20 protein-coding genes and 1 riboswitch are annotated in these 17,719 nt (G+C 40.1%); of the genes, 14 read left to right on the top strand and 6 right to left on the bottom strand.

What is annotated here, in order from left to right:
• Positions 1–5: 5 nt before the first annotated feature.
• The 3 genes from BUF11_RS05335 to BUF11_RS05325 form a co-directional block, all read right to left on the bottom strand.
• On the bottom strand, positions 6–1,043 hold the full coding sequence (locus BUF11_RS05335; RefSeq protein ID WP_073587694.1) for a hypothetical protein: 1,038 nt from the start codon (positions 1,041–1,043) through the stop codon (positions 6–8).
• A gap of 41 nt (positions 1,044–1,084) precedes the next feature.
• Positions 1,085–2,320, bottom strand: a complete 1,236-nt coding sequence (gene tyrS / locus BUF11_RS05330) for a tyrosine--tRNA ligase (protein WP_073587693.1) — start codon at positions 2,318–2,320, stop codon at positions 1,085–1,087.
• 213 nt (positions 2,321–2,533) lie between these two features.
• Positions 2,534–3,088, bottom strand: coding sequence for a folate family ECF transporter S component (locus BUF11_RS05325; protein ID WP_073587692.1), 555 nt, complete (start codon positions 3,086–3,088; stop codon positions 2,534–2,536).
• 68 nt (positions 3,089–3,156) lie between these two features.
• Positions 3,157–3,255, bottom strand: a riboswitch (THF riboswitch).
• 190 nt (positions 3,256–3,445) lie between these two features.
• Here BUF11_RS05325 and BUF11_RS05320 point away from each other — a divergent pair.
• The 5 genes from BUF11_RS05320 to ybaK all read left to right on the top strand — a co-directional run bounded on the left by BUF11_RS05320 (position 3,446) and on the right by ybaK (position 8,279).
• Entirely contained in the window at positions 3,446–3,826 is a 381-nt protein-coding gene (locus tag BUF11_RS05320; protein ID WP_175561978.1) for a hypothetical protein, read from the top strand.
• Positions 3,827–4,000: 174 nt separating this feature from the next.
• Positions 4,001–5,884 carry a TIGR03960 family B12-binding radical SAM protein gene (locus tag BUF11_RS05315; protein WP_073587690.1) on the top strand — a complete coding sequence of 628 codons (1,884 nt, stop codon included), beginning with the start codon at positions 4,001–4,003 and terminating at the stop codon, positions 5,882–5,884.
• Positions 5,881–6,639, top strand: coding sequence for a TIGR03936 family radical SAM-associated protein (locus BUF11_RS05310; RefSeq protein ID WP_073587689.1), 759 nt, complete (start codon positions 5,881–5,883; stop codon positions 6,637–6,639). Before BUF11_RS05315 ends, BUF11_RS05310 begins: the two co-directional genes overlap by 4 nt.
• Entirely contained in the window at positions 6,629–7,819 is a 1,191-nt protein-coding gene (locus BUF11_RS05305) for a ribonuclease E/G (protein WP_073587688.1), read from the top strand. The genes BUF11_RS05310 and BUF11_RS05305 overlap by 11 nt, the downstream gene beginning before the upstream one ends.
• Positions 7,797–8,279 carry a Cys-tRNA(Pro) deacylase gene (gene ybaK / locus BUF11_RS05300; protein WP_242952317.1) on the top strand — a complete coding sequence of 161 codons (483 nt, stop codon included), beginning with the start codon at positions 7,797–7,799 and terminating at the stop codon, positions 8,277–8,279. Before BUF11_RS05305 ends, ybaK begins: the two co-directional genes overlap by 23 nt.
• A gap of 91 nt (positions 8,280–8,370) precedes the next feature.
• Here ybaK and BUF11_RS05295 read toward each other — a convergent pair whose 3' ends face one another.
• Genes BUF11_RS05295 through BUF11_RS05285 form a run of 3 tightly spaced genes read right to left on the bottom strand, consistent with a single transcriptional unit; the run spans position 8,371 to position 11,398 of the window.
• Positions 8,371–9,627, bottom strand: coding sequence for an alanyl-tRNA editing protein (locus BUF11_RS05295; protein ID WP_242952316.1), 1,257 nt, complete (start codon positions 9,625–9,627; stop codon positions 8,371–8,373).
• Between the two features lie 45 nt (positions 9,628–9,672).
• On the bottom strand, positions 9,673–10,218 hold the full coding sequence (locus tag BUF11_RS05290) for a PadR family transcriptional regulator (protein ID WP_073587686.1): 546 nt from the start codon (positions 10,216–10,218) through the stop codon (positions 9,673–9,675).
• Positions 10,202–11,398, bottom strand: coding sequence for a macrolide family glycosyltransferase (locus tag BUF11_RS05285; RefSeq protein WP_073587685.1), 1,197 nt, complete (start codon positions 11,396–11,398; stop codon positions 10,202–10,204). Before BUF11_RS05285 ends, BUF11_RS05290 begins: the two co-directional genes overlap by 17 nt.
• 294 nt (positions 11,399–11,692) lie before the next feature.
• On the opposite strand from BUF11_RS05285, the gene rplU reads away from it, so the two are divergent.
• From rplU to BUF11_RS05240, 9 genes are all read left to right on the top strand, one after another.
• Positions 11,693–12,001, top strand: a complete 309-nt coding sequence (gene rplU, locus BUF11_RS05280; protein WP_073271965.1) for a 50S ribosomal protein L21 — start codon at positions 11,693–11,695, stop codon at positions 11,999–12,001.
• A gap of 15 nt (positions 12,002–12,016) precedes the next feature.
• On the top strand, positions 12,017–12,328 hold the full coding sequence (locus BUF11_RS05275) for a ribosomal-processing cysteine protease Prp (RefSeq protein ID WP_073587684.1): 312 nt from the start codon (positions 12,017–12,019) through the stop codon (positions 12,326–12,328).
• 39 nt (positions 12,329–12,367) lie between these two features.
• The gene (gene rpmA / locus BUF11_RS05270; protein ID WP_073587683.1) at positions 12,368–12,655 is read left to right on the top strand and encodes a 50S ribosomal protein L27; all 288 of its coding nucleotides are present in this window, start codon (positions 12,368–12,370) and stop codon (positions 12,653–12,655) included.
• A 109-nt stretch (positions 12,656–12,764) separates the two neighbouring features.
• Positions 12,765–14,051: a GTPase ObgE gene (gene obgE, locus BUF11_RS05265; RefSeq protein WP_073587954.1), complete on the top strand. Its 1,287-nt coding sequence runs from the start codon at positions 12,765–12,767 to the stop codon at positions 14,049–14,051.
• Between the two features lie 12 nt (positions 14,052–14,063).
• On the top strand, positions 14,064–14,354 hold the full coding sequence (gene yhbY / locus BUF11_RS05260; RefSeq protein WP_073587682.1) for a ribosome assembly RNA-binding protein YhbY: 291 nt from the start codon (positions 14,064–14,066) through the stop codon (positions 14,352–14,354).
• 111 nt (positions 14,355–14,465) lie between these two features.
• Positions 14,466–15,077, top strand: a complete 612-nt coding sequence (gene nadD, locus BUF11_RS05255) for a nicotinate-nucleotide adenylyltransferase (RefSeq protein WP_073587953.1) — start codon at positions 14,466–14,468, stop codon at positions 15,075–15,077.
• Between the two features lie 83 nt (positions 15,078–15,160).
• Positions 15,161–15,751: a bis(5'-nucleosyl)-tetraphosphatase (symmetrical) YqeK gene (gene yqeK, locus BUF11_RS05250; protein WP_084558457.1), complete on the top strand. Its 591-nt coding sequence runs from the start codon at positions 15,161–15,163 to the stop codon at positions 15,749–15,751.
• Positions 15,752–15,761: 10 nt separating this feature from the next.
• Positions 15,762–16,118, top strand: a complete 357-nt coding sequence (rsfS, locus tag BUF11_RS05245) for a ribosome silencing factor (protein ID WP_073587681.1) — start codon at positions 15,762–15,764, stop codon at positions 16,116–16,118.
• A 60-nt stretch (positions 16,119–16,178) separates the two neighbouring features.
• Entirely contained in the window at positions 16,179–17,654 is a 1,476-nt protein-coding gene (locus BUF11_RS05240; RefSeq protein ID WP_084558456.1) for a polysaccharide biosynthesis tyrosine autokinase, read from the top strand.
• Positions 17,655–17,719 lie beyond the last annotated feature (65 nt).

The raw sequence follows: 17,719 nt of genomic DNA, 5'->3' as shown, positions 1-17,719 counted from the left end.
TGTTATTAATTTTCGTCTGAATCCTCTTCAAAATGTTCGTCGTAGTATTCTTCCATAAGGCGGTCAAGGAATTTATCATCCATTTCACCGAATTTTGCAACTACCATGGCTTTCATTTTTTCTAACTTTTGCAGGAACTGGACTTCTTCAGAGGCGGATGCATTAGAAAAACCATCTACCTGTTCTTTTGTGAGGTTGGCCTCCAGCCATTCCTGGATGGTATCGGTAACGGAATTCTCTTCGCTGATTTCTTTCTCTACCTGCTTGCTTTTCTTATAGGTGACAATTCCAATTATAAGAAAGGCTATCAGGACAGCACCCATAACAATATAGGAAAGTGCTCCGGAAAAAATAGAAATTACACCTACGGCATTAAGTACCAGTAACACCAGACCTGCAATGGAAACAATGATAAAAGAAGAAGCAGAAGAGCTTAAATCCTTATATTGTTCTTCCTTTTTTACATAGGTTGCAGATTCTACTACGGGAGGTCTGGCACTTTCAAAGATTCCCTGAATCTCTTCCTGTTCAAAGAGTTCTTCCGGAATTTCATCTTCCAGATCCTCCTCTGGCGTCACAGAGTCATCCGTTGTTTCAGCGGAGGGTTCCTCTTCCTCATAGGCAGCATCCTCATAGGCTGATTCTGCATAAGCCTGTTCGGCAGCTTCATCATCTTCAGATAAATCTTTCTTAAAATCAGCTGAATCGGAGGTCAAGCTGCCTTTTGCAGCGGCTGCCTTTAAGGTTTTTTCCGATTCCACCGAATAAAAAGCATCATAGAGCTTCTTTACCTGCTTCTGATCCTTTTTATCAATAAGCACCACGTAGGATTCCTCTTCCTCCTTGTAAGAATAGGAAGCATTTTTGACATTGGAATACTCAAGGAATTCAATGAATCTTTTTGCAAAGACTTCCTTTTTCGTATTTAGAAATTCTACTTGTTTTTCCGTCTCTTCCAGGCTGTCAACTAAGGGAACACCACAAGTTGTACAGGTGGTGATTCCATCTACATATTCTGCTTTACATTCAGGACACCAGGGCATAGACATTACCTCCTAAAGTTTTTTATATTATTTAGAATACATTATGCCTCAATTTTATAAGCATGGTATGCTTTTTTACCTTTTCGGATAAGAAGCATGCCTTCGGAATCCATATCAGCAGTGGTAAATACCTTGTCAAATTCCGTAATCTTAACATCATTAACGGTTACACCGCCCTGCTGGATGTTTCTTCTGGCATCGGATCTGGAAGCAGCAAGACCGCCGTCCGCCATAAGGGTAATCAAATCAATACCCTGGGCAAACTGTTCTTCTTTGTAAAAGGTTGTAGGAATATCTTCGGATTTCATACCGCCGCCAAATAATGCTTTGGATGCTTCTCTGGCTTTTATGGCTTCCTCTTCTCCGTGAACAATCTTAGTAATCTCAAAGGCTAATACATCCTTTGCATGGTTGATTTCTGCATCTTTAAGAGCACCGAGACGTCTGACTTCATCCATAGGAAGGAAGGTAAGAAGTGCTAAGCATTCTTCCACCTTAACGTCCTCGATGTTTCTCCAGTACTGGTAGAACTCATAAGGTGAGGTCTTATTGGGGTCCAGCCATACAGCACCTTTCATGGTCTTACCCATCTTAATGCCTTCGCTGGTGGTTAAGAGTTTAAAGGTAAGTCCGTAAGCGGGCTTTTGTTCTTTTCTGCGGATTAAGTCTACGCCGCCAAGGATATTCGACCACTGGTCATTGCCGCCAAGCTCTAAGGTACAGCCATACATCTGATTGAGTTTTAGGAAGTCATAGGACTGCATAATCATATAGTTGAATTCGAAGAAAGTAAGACCCTTTTCCATTCTCTGCTTATAGCATTCTGCCGTAAGCATCTTATTTACGGAAAAATGAACGCCTACTTCCCTCAAGAAATCCACATAGTTCAGATTCAACAACCAGTCTGCATTATTTGCAATGATAGCCTTATCATTGTCAAAGTCAATAAAGCGGGAGAGCTGGTTATAGAAACAGTCCGCATTGTGCTGGATGGTTTCCCTGGTCATAATAGTTCTCATATCGGATTTTCCGGAAGGGTCACCAATCATGGTAGTACCGCCGCCAAGCAGAGCAATAGGCCTGTGACCGGCTTGCTGCATATGCATCATAGCCATAACCGTTAAAAAGTGTCCTGCTGTCAAACTGTCTGCCGTAGCATCAAAGCCTATATAAAAGGTTACTTTTTCCTTCCCCAGTAATTCTCTGATTTCCTGTTCGTGGGTTGTCTGTTCAATAAACCCGCGCTCCAATAAAATATCATAAACATTCTCTGACATTTTATATTTCCTCCTTTAAGTAGTTAGAAACATTATATATGAAAAAAAAAAGTTTTTCAATTGTTTCACAGATAGTAATCAGTATTTTTGGTGCTGTTTAAAAAAGCTCCATGCCTTTCCCTAAGCAATTCATTTGGGAAGACATGGAGCTTTTCACAGATACTGAAATAATGCCAAACACATAATTGGTTTACATAATATAATTATGTAAATTTAACTGCGTGCTTTTTTATTACTTGTAATCAAAACCGGCAGTTTTGTAAGTACAAAGTAAAGCATTGTAACATCTATGGGGAGCATAATGATGTTTTTCAGCACTCTGGCCGGCAGAAGAATTATAAAAGCCTGGCCGTAGAGCATAGAAAGCCAGAGGGTAGTTAGCAGCATATCAACGATAACTACCAATATAAACTTTGTGATAACAATCCTCTTTACGGTAATCTTTTTCTTGTAAAAGGCGAAACCGTAAACCATTCCGGATATAATGGCATTAAGAGTAAAGCCGGGAAAGAAGTCGCCTTTTGGTGCGAGGATATAATTTAGAATATCACTTAAGGCTCCCATAATACCGCCTGCTACAGGTCCAAAGAGCATGCTGCCAAGGGCGTAAGGAAGATAGGAAAAGCTGATACGGATAAACGGTCCCAGCATTACTGTTCCAAACAGACCAAAGACAACGCACAGAGCCAAGAGCATGGCGCAGATAAGCAGATTGTTAAGCTTCTTTAATTCCTGTGAAGATTCCTTTAATAACTTAAAATAATGCATAGTGCTACCTCCTTTTCTTAATTGTTGCAAAAACAAGTGCTACAATGAGAAGGTATGCCCTGTCATGTAGCAGCGGGATGCGAAAATCGTACCGCAAGTTTTACCTTTTCGTTCACCGGACAACTCCCCGTTCCGGTGACACTTAACGCACGAAATCCTACTCTGCTATATTCGTTTTTGACTAAGGTTACTATAGCAGAAATCATAATAGCTGGCAATAGTAAAATTACAAGAATTTTAGGCATAACCAGGCCATGATGGGGAATATAATATGCTAGAATTATGCTATTTGAGTCGTATATTCATAAAGATGGACATGGGCATTCCAATAAAGAGAAGTGCAGAAAGGATGAGGTTATGGATAAGCAGGAAGAATTTATGGTACCTAACAGAGCAGAATACATAAGGCTTGCCAGAGAAAGCTGTAACAGAAACCAGTCAGCAAACATAAATGGCAAAGCGAAAATTGCATACCGGAATAAAGAGATGCTTATGGCAGGAGATGGAAGCCTGTATGGGGAAGAAGACATAGGAACGGGACAGAAAACCGGAATGAAGATTTTCTTGATCCGTTTAATATGTGCGAGTCTTTTATTTCTTACTGTACTTTTAATGGATCAATTTAATTTTCACATAAAACAGGTAAATGTAAGCATGATTGAGGACCAGATATCAGATAGTATAGGGGTAAAAGAGGCACAGGATTTTTTTGTGTCAGTTTTGGATAAGTTTAAGTGACTTCCCCTGTACAAATAGATTGTTTTTTTACTTTCATTAGGCTATAATAAAATTTAAGTTTTTAGGAATGGCACATTGATTCACATAATTATATTATGTAAACCAATGTGTTTTTCTAAGACCCGGTTAGTACTGCAGGCCTTAGAAAAACAACAAAAGAAATGGAGAATTAAAATGAATAAGCTGGTCTTATCCGATGAGATATTAATGACCGTAGACAAGCCTGCCAGGTATATCGGCAATGAGACAAATATGGTTGTAAAAGATACAAAAGCTGTTGATATCAGATTCTGTATGTGCTTTCCCGATGTTTATGAGATTGGCATGTCCCACCTTGGTATACAGATTCTTTATGATATGTTTAACCGCCGTGAGGATACCTACTGTGAGAGAGTATACTCCCCCTGGCCTGATTTGGACAAGATTATGAGGGAGAAGAATATTCCGCTCTTTGCCCTGGAATCCCAGGCTCCTATTAAAGATTTTGATTTTCTTGGAATCACTCTCCAATATGAGATGTGCTACACCAATGTACTGCAAGTCCTTGATTTATCAGGCATTCCTTTGCTGGCAAAAGACAGGACAGAGGAGGACCCTTTTGTGCTGGGAGGAGGGCCTTGTGCCTATAATCCGGAACCACTTGCTGATTTCTTTGATTTCTTCTATATCGGAGAGGGAGAGACGGTTTACAATCAGTTGTTAGATATTTATAAGGAGCACAAAAGACAAGGAGGCAGCAGAAAGGAATATTTAGAGCAAATAGCTGAAATAGAAGGCATCTATGTGCCATCCTTTTATGATGTTACCTATAAGGAAGACGGTACCATAAAAAGCTTTACGAAAAATAATTCCCATGCTAAGGATAAGATAAAGAAACAAGTTGAAATGAAGCTTGAAAATACCTACTATCCTAAGAAGCCTCTGGTTCCCTATATCAAGGCGACCCAGGACCGGGTAGTGCTTGAGATTCAAAGAGGCTGTATCAGAGGGTGCCGCTTCTGCCAGGCAGGCATGGTATACCGCCCTGTCAGAGAGCGGAGCATGGACTTTTTAAAGGAATATGCAATCGAAATGCTTCGTGCTACCGGACATGAGGAGATTTCTTTAAGCTCTTTAAGCTCCAGCGATTTTTCCGGCTTACAGGAGTTAGTGTATTTTCTGATTGAAGAATGTAACAGGCAGAAGGTTAATATTTCCCTTCCGTCCCTGCGTATAGATGCCTTTGCACTTGATGTTATGAACAAGGTGCAGGACGTAAGAAAGAGCTCCTTAACCTTTGCCCCGGAAGCGGGAACCCAAAGGCTTCGTGATGTTATCAATAAAGGGCTCACAGAAGAGAACATTCTTTCCGGTGCCATGGAAGCTTTTAACGGCGGCTGGAATAGGGTGAAGCTGTACTTTATGTTAGGACTTCCAACGGAAACAGAAGAGGATATTGAAGGGATTGCCGTATTATCGGACAAGATTGCAAGAGAATACTATACTATCCCTAAGGATCAGAGAAACGGCAAGGTAGGCATTACTGCAAGTACCTCCTTCTTCGTTCCAAAGCCCTTTACACCCTTTCAGTGGTCAAGAATGGATACCACAGAGGAATACCTGAATAAACAGCATTTCCTTAGAGCAAAATTTAATGAACAGTTAAATAAGAAGAGTATTAAGTACAACTGGCATGAAGCAGAACTAAGTGTACTGGAAGGTGTTTTTGCCAGAGGTGACAGAAGAACAGCTAAGGCTCTCCTGGCAGCTTATAAGGAAGGATGCCTTTTTGATTCCTGGACGGAGTTCTTTGTTAATGAAAAATGGGTTAAGGCTTTTGCCGATACCGCTATTGATATTAACTTCTATACCAGCAGAGATAGGGAAGAGGATGAGATCCTTCCATGGGATTTTATTGATGCAGGTATTTCCAAAGCCTTTTTACTGCGGGAATACAAAAATGCCAGGGAAGAAAAGGTCACTCCAAATTGTAAGATGGCCTGTTCCCATTGCGGAGCCATGGAATTTGGCGGCGGTATCTGCTATCTTCCAAGAAACGAGGAGGTAAGTGCTCTATGATGGTACGAATGAAATTTATAAAAACAGGACCTGTGAAATTCATCGGACATCTGGATATTATGCGCTTTTTCCAGAAGGCAGTAAGAAGAGCTGGTCTTGACGTAGAATATTCCCAGGGCTTTAACCCTCACCAGGTTATGTCCTTTGCTTCGCCTCTTGGAGTGGGGCTTACCAGTGAAGGAGAATATCTGGATGTTTCTTTTAACAGCCTTCCGGACAAGCAGGTTTTGTTACAGAAGCTAAATGATGCCATGAATGAATTTATCCAGGTGACGGACATGGTGGTACTAAACGAGGGCGCGAAAAATGCAATGGCAAGTGTTGCTGCCGCGGATTATCTGGTGTCTGTAAAGGATGGCTATGAATTTTTTGGAATAGAAGAATTCCAGAAGAAATTCACTGCTTTTATGGCACAGGAGAACATTACTATTTTAAAAAAATCGAAAAAAAGTGAGAAAGAAACAGATATCAGGCCCTTTATTTATTTCTTTGCTTTTACAGATATAGAATTTTTGGGTGAGGATTCCGCTAAAAAAAGTCTTGCAGAAAGTTACGATAACGGTGTTAAGGTTTACTTAAAGCTTTCCTCCGGCAGTGTAGATAATCTAAAGCCCGAACTTGTGATGGAGGCTTTCTGTGAATATGCAGGGATACCCTATAACGAATTTGCTTTCCAGATGCACCGCTTTGAGCTTTACGGGGAAGCAAAGGATAGAAACTATATCCCTTTGTCCGAGGTGGGATATGAAGCATAAACTTATTATTACAAAAGAAGAGGACAGGATTATATCCTCTTTATTTGAAGAAAGTGAAATGCTCCAGGTCAATGTGTTTAGACCGCAGGAGGAAAATTCCCTTGGGAATATCTATGTGGGTAAGGTGAAAAATATCGTTGCCAATATTGCTGCTGCCTTTATAGAGTATGAAAAAGGGAAAATGTGTTACCTTTCTTTGGAGGAAGTAAGAAGTCCCATATTCCTAAACTCCAAAAAGAATGAAAAGCTGGTAGTTGGTGATGAAATACTGGTTCAGATTGCAAAGGCTGATGTAAAGACCAAGGCGCCGGTTGCTGCGACAGGACTTAATTTTACCGGAAAATATCTGGTTCTTACTCATGGGAACAACATGATTGGCATATCCGGGAAGATTGTGAATGAAGAGGAAAGAAGACGGCTTAAAAATCTTATGGAGGCCTATAAGAATGCTGATTATGGGTTTATTGTACGAACCAATGCCGCTAACGCGGAAGATTCCGTACTAAAAGAAGAAGCGGAAGCACTTGTTTCTGTTTATTCTGAAACCTTAAACCATGCAAGGCATAAAACTCCTTTTTCTATGGTCTACCGAACCTTACCCGGTTATCTGTGTGATATCAGGGATGGGCTTTCGGAAGCCATAGCAGAAATAATAACCGATGACAGAGCGCTGTATGAGGAGATTGCTGCTTATCTTGGCAGATATCAGAAAGAAGATATGGATAAGCTTAAATTCTATGAAGATAACCTCCTTTCTTTAAGTAAGCTTTATGGAATTAATCTAAAGCTGGAAAATGCCCTTAAGAAAAAAGTGTGGTTAAAATCCGGCGGAACCATAATTATTGAGCCGACAGAAGCCCTTACAGTCATTGATGTGAATACCGGTAAGGCTATTTACGGAAAGAGAAAGGTGCAGGAGACCTTTTTTAAGATTAATCTGGAAGCGGCAGAAGAAATCGCAATGCAGATCAGACTAAGAAACCTTTCAGGAATTATTATCATAGACTTTATTGATATGGAAGATAGAGGAGCCAGAGAAGAGCTTATGCGGTTTTTCGAAGAACGGCTAAGAAAAGACCCAATAAAAACTGTATTAGTGGATATGACAGCACTGAATCTGGTGGAAGTAACAAGAAAGAAGGTGCGAAAACCTCTCTATGAACAAATTCATGAAGAATAAAACCAATGCAGGGAGACTATTAGAACAGGCGGGTATTTCCTATGGAACCTATGAATATGAACCGGATGAGAAAAATTTATCCGGTGAGCATGTGGCGGCTCAGATAGGAGTACCCAAAGAGCAGGTATTTAAAACTCTGGTTGCATGTGGAAAAGAAGGAATCTATGTCTTTTGCATTCCCGTTATGGAAGAGCTTAGTCTAAAAAAAGCGGCCCTTGTTACCAGGGAGAAAAAGATTGAAATGGTTCATCAAAAGGATTTATTAGGCCTTACCGGCTACATCAGAGGCGGCTGTTCACCTGTAGGAATGAAGAAAAAATATCCTACCTTTATGGACGAAACAGCCCAGCTTTTTGAGACAGTGACAGTCAGTGCCGGTGTCAGAGGCTTACAGATGGAGGTAGAGCCGACAGCTCTTATGAAGTTTGTACAAGGAACTTTTGCAGACTTAACTGAATGAGGAACAGTAAAAGGAGCAGGCCAAGATGCGGTTATCTGTATAAGGGCTTGCTCCTTTGGTTTTAGGTATGGTTTTAGAGTTAGAAATATGTTTAATCCTTGTAATTGTTTATAAATGACTCAATTTCGTCTTTGTTTCCGGTAACGCTTCCCTGAACCATTTCTTTGCTGCCGCCGCCTCTGCCGTTAAAGGTTTTGTTCAGCTCTGAACCAAGAGGTCTTATATCGGTATTTTTAGAACAGAGGATATAGCGGTATTCCTGCTGGTTAAGGGAATTCTTTGCGGGATCTGTGCCTTTTATAGTTGGGATAAAGATTCCGATAATGCCTTCCCTGCGTTCCTTTAACAGATTGGCATAATTTCTTAGCTGATTGTCTTCAATTTCACTGTCAAAGACAGCATAGGGTTCGGCTCCAAAGGGAACGGATTCTGCTTTGCAGGACAAAAGTTTCAGAGAAAGAGAGGAGAGCTTTCCCTCCAGGGCTGACTTTTCCTCTTTTAAACGCTTTACGGCTTCAGAGGTATCGTATATCTTAGCAGACAGAAGGACAGAAATATTTTGGATGTTCTTTTCCTTTCGGTTATAATCCCTTAAAGCTCTGCCTCCGCATAGGATTTCCAGACGGGTGCCGCCCTTATAACTTTGGAAGGATACGATTTTAATCAGGCCAACCTCTCCTGTAAATTTAACATGAGGAGCACAGCAGGCACAGGTATCGATTCCCTCGATTGTAACAATACGTACGGCACCGGATAATTCCTTTTTGCTGCGGTAATTCATGGCTTTTAACACATCATCGGAGGGGTAACAGGCAGTTACCGGTATATTCTGAAACACCGCCTCATTTGCCTTTTCCTCCATTGTTCTTAAATCCTCTTCTTTTAGCACACCGCTAAAATCAATGGTGACAATATCTGTTCCCAGATGAAAACCAACATTATCATAGCCGAAATGTTTATGAACCAGACCCGAGAGGATATGCTCACCGGTATGCTGCTGCATAAAGTCAAACCGGCGGGTATGGTTGATTTCACCCTTTACCGTTAGACCTTCCGTAACCGGAGCAGTCAGCGTGTGGTATATTATTTCTTCTTTTTCCTGTACATCCGTGACTTCTATTTCATTAAGGTAACCGGCATCGCAGGCTTGTCCGCCGCCTTCCGGGAAAAAGGCTGTAGCATCCAATATTACTTCGTATACTTTATTGCCTTTGGAAGATGTTATTTCCCTGCAGGAGAGAACTTTTGCGCTAAATTCTGATAAATAGCTGTTTTCATCATATAGTTTTATGGTTTTTTCTATCATGGTAATTCCTTTCTGGGCTGGTCTTTCTTGTAATCTTGTCATGACTACCATTTTAGCAGTTTCTTTACCGGATTTCCATTCTTTTGTCTAAAGCTTATTTCTTAGTGCCATAAGGATTTCGTCACACCAGGAAATTACGGCCTCTGTGCTTAGAATACCATAACGCAGCGGAGCGTAAAGAAATAGTTCCCTGTGCGGTGTAATTTCAGTTATCCCTTTTTTCAAATCGTCCTGAATTTTTTTATATCCTGTAAGCCGTTCATGATGCATCTGCTGGTAGTCTGTAAGCATGCTAATGATGTTATCTTTCGGGAGATTGCTGGAAAAGGTAAGCTTAAGAAGGAATTCCGATCTTACCGGCTGATATTCTGCCGGTTCTATAAGCCAGTTTAAGAATTCTGTTCTTCCCTGTTCCGTAATGGCATAGATTTTTTTCCTGGGAGAGGGGCTGTTTTCTGTTTTAATTAGGCCCTCATTTAACAACTGACTAAGTACAGGATATATATGCCCGAAGTTCTCATTCCAGAAATTTACTATTACCGTATCGCAGTATTTTTTTATGTCATATCCGGTTCCTGAATGGATACTAAGTATTCCAAGAATTGCGTAGCGGGTTTTATTTTTTATTGCCATGATATGTTCCTCCTGTTTGTTGAATTACATCCGCTGCTTTAGAATAACCTCCGGCATTTTGAAAAACATCTCTTAATTTTTGAATGTTTTCCTGATAGGAGGAAGTGCTGATTATCTCATCAGTTGTACTTTTAAGAGTTGCCGCGGAAACCTCTTGAAAGGCAAGAGGAATTCCAATTTTCATTTTTGCAACCTGCGCTGCTGTGATGTACTGGTCATTTGCAAGAGGCAGAACGATGCAGGGAACACCATAGTAAATTGCTTCATTAATACTGTTTAGGCCTCCGTGGCTGATAAAAAGAGCAGTACGTTTAAGTATTTCCAATTGAGGAACCTGCCGGGATAAAATAAAGTTGTCAGGAATTGTCCCAAGAGATGAAATTTCCGTTTTATTTCCTATGGACATCACAATCTGATACCCGGATTCCCGAAAGGCCTCTATACACATCTTATAAAAGTCCGCAAGAGCCGTATTAATTGTTCCCATGGATATAAAAATCAGCTTATCTCCGCCAAGTTTGTGCCAGGGAAATTCATTAGCAAATACTCTATTCGATATGGAGGGTCCTACAAAAGCATAGGTATTGTCAAAGGAAGCTCCGCCGGGATTAAATTCTCTGGCCGTATAAACAAGGGTAACATCTCCTTTCACTAAGAAATATTGTGCAGCATCCGGTACAGGAACTTTCCAATAAGAGCATTGCTCCTCAAGAACGCGGTAGAATTCATCCAGCTGTGGGTGGCAGCCTCTTAATAACTGGTCATCTGTAAGCGGCAGCTTAGGTATTGCAAAGGTTGTTGTAGAACAGACAGAAGTAAGTTTAAGAATCCCGGGCAGAAAACTGCCTGCACCAAAATAGGAATCAAATACCAGAATATCAAATACCAGCCCTTTTATTTGTTCTAATAGGACAGGTATCATTGCCTTGTCATATTTTACTTTATATTCCAAAAGAGTATAGAATGGATGATTTCCGCTTGGAGCAAAGCCTTGGTTAAATTTATCTATTTCAGCACCCGTACTGATAAAATGTGCACCGACAGTCTCAAGTTCTTCTTTAAATTTATCGGAAGCAAAATACCAGACTTCTTCGCCGCGGGATATTAATTCCCGTACAACCGGGAGTGTGGGGTTAAAGTGTCCGTGCAGATTTCCATTAACAAATAAAATTTTACTCATTGTGAGCCCTCCTATAACTTAATCTGTTATCAGGTAAATTATCTTATTCTAAGATAGCAATATATCAGAGTGATATATTTTCATAAAAAAGAATATATCACTCTGATATACTTTGTCAAGAGAATGTATTCATATTTTGAATAAAGCTTACCTGAAACTTATTATATTTACCTGTTGACAATTAATGGCTGATATGCTAAACTATCTTAGTGTGCCGCACAGCGAGGTTTTGAAATTCATTTCAATTTTATGGATACCATAGCTGGCGAGTAATGATAATAGGAGGTGTGCCATATGTACGCAATTATTGCAACAGGTGGTAAACAGTACAAAGTAGCCGAAGGCGATATCATTAAAGTAGAGAAGCTTGGTTTAGAAGCTGGAACAACTTATACCTTTGACCAGGTACTTGCTGTAAACAATGGTTCTTTCGTAGCAGGAAACCCTACGGTAGCCGGAGCAACAGTTACTGCATCAGTAGTAGAAGAAGGCAAGAACAAGAAAGTTATTGTTTACCGTTATAAGAGAAAGACCGGATACCACAAGAAGAACGGTCACAGGCAGCCATATACCAAGGTTAAGATTGAAAAAATCAACGCATAACCATAGGGTTAAGTTATGATAACAATATCCGTATATAAAGATGCAGACGGAAAAATGGTGGGTTTTCACAGTATGGGACATGCAGGCTTTGCAGAAAGCGGACATGATATAGTATGTGCAGCCGTTTCAGCCCTTATCATTAATACCGTTAATTCTATTGAGACCTTTACTTCCGATACTTTTGAGTTAAAAGAAGATGAAGGTATGATAGATTTTAGGATTATTTCAAAACCTGGTAATGATTCAACTTTGTTATTAAATTCCCTTTTTCTCGGGCTTAATGGGATCAGGGAAGATTACGGAAAGCAGTACATTAAATTTGTTTAGCGGGTTTTCCTGCGGCATTTATTCAAGGAGGTGTAGGTTATGTTAAAGATGAACCTTCAGTTGTTCGCTCATAAAAAGGGTGTTGGTTCTACCAAGAACGGCAGAGATTCCGAGTCCAAGAGATTAGGAGCTAAAAGAGCCGACGGACAGTTTGTTTTGGCTGGTAACATCCTTTACAGACAGCGCGGTACCAAAATTCATCCCGGCGTTAACGTAGGCCGTGGCGGAGATGATACCTTATTTGCATTAGTTGATGGTGTTGTTCGTTTCGAAAGAAAAGGCAGAGACAAGAAACAGGCTTCTGTTTATCCGGTAGAATCCAAATAAGATGAAACTTTAGGACCCCAGATTCTTGATTTATTCATGAATGTGGGGTTTGTTCATGATAAAGGAGTATTTGAACATAGTATTTGTAATGAAGGAAAGAGGTGATACAATGTTTGCAGACAGTGCAAAGATATATATACGTTCCGGTAAAGGTGGAGACGGTCATGTAAGCTTTCGGAGAGAAATTTTTGTTCCGGCAGGAGGTCCTGACGGAGGAGATGGCGGCAAGGGCGGTGACGTTATATTTGAGGTGGATGAGAATCTGAATACCTTAACGGATTACCGTTTTGTAAAAAAATACATGGCTGAGGACGGAGATACCGGCGGCAAGAAAAACTGCCATGGAAAAAACGGAGAGGATCTAATCCTAAAGGTACCGGAAGGTACCGTTATCAAAGAGACGGAATCCGGCAAGGTAATAGCGGATATGTCCCATGGAAACCGCAAAGAGGTTATCCTAAAGGGTGGCAGAGGAGGCAAGGGTAACCAGCATTATGCAACGGCTACCATGCAGGTTCCAAAGTATGCCCAGCCGGGGCAAAAGGCCAAGGAACTTAATGTTACCCTGGAGCTTAAGGTAATTGCCGATGTTGGCCTGGTAGGATTTCCGAATGTAGGAAAGTCCACATTTCTCTCCCGTGTAACCAATGCCAAGCCTAAGATTGCCAATTATCATTTCACAACTCTGAATCCCAATCTTGGAGTAGTGGATTTGGAAAATGGTGATGGCTTTGTAATAGCAGATATACCGGGATTAATTGAAGGAGCTTCACAGGGAATCGGACTGGGGCATGAATTTCTAAAGCATATTGAACGCACTAAGGTCATCATTCATATGGTAGATGCTGCCGGTGTGGAGGGAAGAGACCCAATATCCGATATAGAGACTATAAACAATGAGCTTAGAGCATATAACGAGGAACTTGCAAGTAAGCCTCAGGTAATAGCAGCCAACAAGCTTGACATTCTGTACGGGGAAGAAGAGGAACAGGCTGTTAAGACCTTAAAGGATGCTTTTGAGCCTTCAGGAATCAAAGTATTTCCCATATCAGCTGTAAGCGGTAAAGGTGTAAGGGAGCTGCTTTTTTATCTAAAGGAATTACTGGACAGTCTGCCTTCGGAGCCGGTTGTATTTGAGAGAGAATTTGATCCTTCTGCCATTGATTTTGGCAACGAACCTTATACTGTCGTGAAGGAAGAAGAGCATCTCTTTGTAGTAGAAGGTCCCAGAATTGAGCGAATGTTAGGCTACACCAATCTGGATTCCGAAAAAGGCTTTGAATTCTTCCAGCACTTCTTAAAGGATAGCGGTATTCTTGATGAGCTGGAGACTTTGGGTATTGAAGAAGGCGATACTGTTAAAATGTATGGCCTGCATTTTGATTACTACAAGTAGAAAGGGAAACAAATGACGAGCAAACAAAGAGCGTATTTAAAAGGACTTGCAATGAATATAGAGCCTATCTATCAGGTTGGAAAAGCAAGTCTTACGCCTGAACTGACACAGGGACTTGATGAAGCTCTTGAATCCAGAGAGCTTATTAAAGTAACAGTTCTTAAGAATTGTCTGGATGATCCTAATGAGATTGCCAGAACAGTCGCAGAGCGTACCCGTTCTGAGGTAATTCAGGTTATTGGAAAAAAATTTGTTTTATACAGAGAGTCAAAAACCAAGAAAAAGATAGAGTTACCGAAATAATACGAATGAAGGTATGCAATGGGTGGAAGGTTGAAAGAATTATATTCTTTCAACCAGAGATTTGTGCTACGCACAAAGTCTCCAGACTTTGGAAGGAGCATGGTTATAAATATGATGAAAATAGGAATTATGGGTGGAACCTTTAATCCGATTCATATGGCGCATCTCATTCTGGCACAAAGCTCATTGGAACAGCTTGCGCTTGATAAGGTACTTTTTATGCCTTCTAAAAAGCCTCCCCATAAGAGAAATGAAATAATAACGGAAGATTGGCACAGAGAAGAGATGGTTAAGTTAGCCATTCAGGACAACCCTTCCTTTGAGCTTTCCCGTATAGAACTTGAGCGGGAAGGTACGACTTATACGGCAGATACTTTACAGGAGCTTAAAAGTAAGAACCCGGATGTGACCTATTATTTTATTATGGGAGCTGATTCCCTGTTTCAGATGGGATCCTGGTGGGAGCCTGCCGTAATATTTAGACTGGCTCATATCGTGGCTGCTGTCAGAGGGAATGAGACCAGACAGGAATTAAAAGACCAGGCAGAATACTTAAAGTCGAAGTATGGTGCCATTATTCACATCCTCAATACCCCTTATTTGGAGATAGCTTCCCACGATTTAAGGAATATGGCAGGTGCGGGAAAATCAATCAGGTATTATGTTCCGGATGCCGTGTGTGATTATATCAGGGAGCATCAATTATTTTCAGGAAGAGAGTAGTGTGAAAAATCAAGATTTTTCAAACGCAGATTTGTGCCTGCGGCCCAAAGTTTGCAGTCTTTGGGAAAGGCATGGGGGATAAAATGATGAAAGAAGATTTATATCAACTTGAAAAAAGCTTAGAAGATATTCTGCCAAAGAAAAGGTATTTGCATTCTCTTGGTGTGATGACAACAGCATTTTCCATGGCGCTGGCTTTTGGTGCCGATTATAAAAAGGCAGTATTAGCAGGACTTCTGCATGATTGTGCAAAATACATGACAGGAGAGGAAATGCTAAAGGAGTGCATAGACAAAGGAGTGCCGGTAAAACAGGTCGAGATGCTAAAACCTGACCTTCTTCATGCAAAGCTTGGAGCATTTTATGCAAAAACTGTATATAATATAGAAGATGAGGAAATCCTTTCTGCTATCACCTGGCATACAACAGGTAAGCCGGATATGACGACTCTTGAAAAAATCATATTTGTGGCAGATTATATTGAACCCAATCGAACCCTGTCCGATATCTTTAATTTGGATGATATAAGAAAACTATCCTTTGAAAATCTGGATGAAGCTGTATATCGTATATTAGGGGATACCATAGCTTACCTGATGGAATCAGGTAAACTGATAGATGAAACCACAGCCGACACCTATAATTTTTATAAAAGGAAATTGTGTAAAGAGTAAAGGAGTATCAATGAATATAGCAAAGGAAATTGCAAAGCTGGCCTATGAAGCTTTGGATGATAAAAAAGCAGAAGATATTAAGGTAATCGAAATCGGAAAAATCACAGTAATAGCCGACTATTTTATTATTGCCAACGGAACTAATTCTTCACAGGTTCAGGCATTGGTAGATAATGTAACGGGGGAGCTGTCGAAACATGGATATGAACCCAAAAGAATAGAAGGGATACGTTCTGCAAGCTGGATATTAATGGATTACGGCGATGTAGTTGTCCATATCTTTTCTAAGGAAGACCGCTTATTCTACGATTTGGAACGTATCTGGAGAGACGGTAAAACTATTTCAAAAGAGCAACTTGAAGTTTAAGATTGGCCATAACCGGTGCTGCATGTATTGCAGCACTTTTTTTTACCTTTTTCTTCATAAATGTACCGAAAATCCTTTTCACCTCATAGAATAAAACAAAATCTATCCGGAAAGGAACGGTTCAGAATGGAATTTACAGTGAGAGATATCCTCTACCTTATAAAAAAGAGGTTTATTTTGATAGCAGCATGTACCTTTGCAGGACTTTTATTGAGCTTTCTATATACCAGGTATTTTGTTGATAAGACATATACAGCTTCCTCACAGTTCTATGTAAGTACGATAGAGAGTACCTCTGCCAACTTGTCAGAATTAGATTATGCGCAAAAAATAGCAGAAACTTATATAAATTTTCTAAATACAAGACAGTTCTACTCACAGGTTTTGGAATTAAGCGGACTTCCTTACAGTGTAACTGATTTAAGAAATATGACGGAAATAAAGGCAATTCAAAATACAGAAATATTTTCCATAACCTTGACCAGTAATAATCCTAACGATTCATACCGCTTAGTTAAGAGTATGGAGATGATTGTTCCTAAACTGATTGAGAAAATTAAAACAAATTCCATGATATACGTAGTAGATCCCGTGGTTTGTCCCACCTCACCTTCCGGTCCCAATATTTTACTAAACACATTGCTTGGCGGTATAGTTTGCGGTTTTCTGGCTTTTTTCCTGTTTGTGTTAAAGGAAATTCTCAATCTGAAGGTGATAAATCAGGAGGATTTATTAAAGCATTATGATACTCCTTTGCTTGGATGCATACCAGATTTTTCTCCGGTAAATAGCAGCAGAAAAAATAAAATACTTCTGGAATTAAAAGGGATTCTAATAAAAGGCGAAAATTTCATGAAACCAGAGAAAATACAAAACCGTCAAAACTCCTTTTTGGTTGCGGAAAGCTATAAGACCCTCCGTACAAACCTAAGATTTTCTATCCGAAAAGAGGGGTGTAAGAAAATATTAATTACCAGTCCCTCCCCGGAGGACGGTAAGAGCACAATAAGTATAAATCTTTCAATTGCCATAGCACACGCAGGATATAAGGTGCTTTTGATTGACTGTGATTTAAGAAAAGGAAGGATTCATCATCATTTTAAAGGTAAGAGCCAACCAGGTCTTAGTGATTTCTTGTCTAATATTAATTCTTTAAAAGAATGTCTTTACATTACACCTTACGATAATCTTCACATCATGCCTATGGGATCAATACCTCCTAACCCATCCGAGCTTTTAGGAAGCAGACAGATGGAATTATTAATAAAAGAGCTGGAAGCGGAATATGATTATATTATATTAGACACACCGCCAATTAATATCGTAGCGGATTCCTTAAGCTTTATTAAGAGTACCGATGGTGCCATATTGGTAGTCAGGGAAAATAAAACAACTTATACGGATATAGATAATGCACTCATGAAATACCGTTATGCAAGAGCAAATATTCTTGGAGTTGTTTTAAATGGAATCTCTGAAAGGGATTTAGGAGGGTATAAGTCAAAATATTATTATTATAACCCGGATAACAAATAAAAAGGTAAATACAAATTGCAAATGCGCAAAGGCGTGGGTATACGCAAAGAACTGCGCAGGATTGG

Origin of the sequence: Anaerocolumna xylanovorans DSM 12503 (assembly GCF_900143645.1) — a bacterium.
Classification (GTDB): Bacteria; Bacillota; Clostridia; order Lachnospirales; family Lachnospiraceae; genus Anaerocolumna; species Anaerocolumna xylanovorans.
The sequence above is the reverse complement of the archived record's forward strand: the minus strand, read 5'-3'. Positions and strand labels throughout refer to the sequence as shown.

Coding starts and splice junctions, on each gene's coding strand:
- BUF11_RS05335 (WP_073587694.1), bottom strand. CDS start 1,043: ATGCCCTGGTGTCCTGAATGTAAAGCAGAATATGTAGATGGAATCACC.
- tyrS (WP_073587693.1), bottom strand. CDS start 2,320: ATGTCAGAGAATGTTTATGATATTTTATTGGAGCGCGGGTTTATTGAA.
- BUF11_RS05325 (WP_073587692.1), bottom strand. CDS start 3,088: ATGCATTATTTTAAGTTATTAAAGGAATCTTCACAGGAATTAAAGAAG.
- BUF11_RS05320 (WP_175561978.1), top strand. CDS start 3,446: ATGGATAAGCAGGAAGAATTTATGGTACCTAACAGAGCAGAATACATA.
- BUF11_RS05315 (WP_073587690.1), top strand. CDS start 4,001: ATGAATAAGCTGGTCTTATCCGATGAGATATTAATGACCGTAGACAAG.
- BUF11_RS05310 (WP_073587689.1), top strand. CDS start 5,881: ATGATGGTACGAATGAAATTTATAAAAACAGGACCTGTGAAATTCATC.
- BUF11_RS05305 (WP_073587688.1), top strand. CDS start 6,629: ATGAAGCATAAACTTATTATTACAAAAGAAGAGGACAGGATTATATCC.
- ybaK (WP_242952317.1), top strand. CDS start 7,797: ATGAACAAATTCATGAAGAATAAAACCAATGCAGGGAGACTATTAGAA.
- BUF11_RS05295 (WP_242952316.1), bottom strand. CDS start 9,627: ATGACAAGATTACAAGAAAGACCAGCCCAGAAAGGAATTACCATGATA.
- BUF11_RS05290 (WP_073587686.1), bottom strand. CDS start 10,218: ATGGCAATAAAAAATAAAACCCGCTACGCAATTCTTGGAATACTTAGT.
- BUF11_RS05285 (WP_073587685.1), bottom strand. CDS start 11,398: ATGAGTAAAATTTTATTTGTTAATGGAAATCTGCACGGACACTTTAAC.
- rplU (WP_073271965.1), top strand. CDS start 11,693: ATGTACGCAATTATTGCAACAGGTGGTAAACAGTACAAAGTAGCCGAA.
- BUF11_RS05275 (WP_073587684.1), top strand. CDS start 12,017: ATGATAACAATATCCGTATATAAAGATGCAGACGGAAAAATGGTGGGT.
- rpmA (WP_073587683.1), top strand. CDS start 12,368: ATGTTAAAGATGAACCTTCAGTTGTTCGCTCATAAAAAGGGTGTTGGT.
- obgE (WP_073587954.1), top strand. CDS start 12,765: ATGTTTGCAGACAGTGCAAAGATATATATACGTTCCGGTAAAGGTGGA.
- yhbY (WP_073587682.1), top strand. CDS start 14,064: ATGACGAGCAAACAAAGAGCGTATTTAAAAGGACTTGCAATGAATATA.
- nadD (WP_073587953.1), top strand. CDS start 14,466: ATGATGAAAATAGGAATTATGGGTGGAACCTTTAATCCGATTCATATG.
- yqeK (WP_084558457.1), top strand. CDS start 15,161: ATGATGAAAGAAGATTTATATCAACTTGAAAAAAGCTTAGAAGATATT.
- rsfS (WP_073587681.1), top strand. CDS start 15,762: ATGAATATAGCAAAGGAAATTGCAAAGCTGGCCTATGAAGCTTTGGAT.
- BUF11_RS05240 (WP_084558456.1), top strand. CDS start 16,179: ATGTACCGAAAATCCTTTTCACCTCATAGAATAAAACAAAATCTATCC.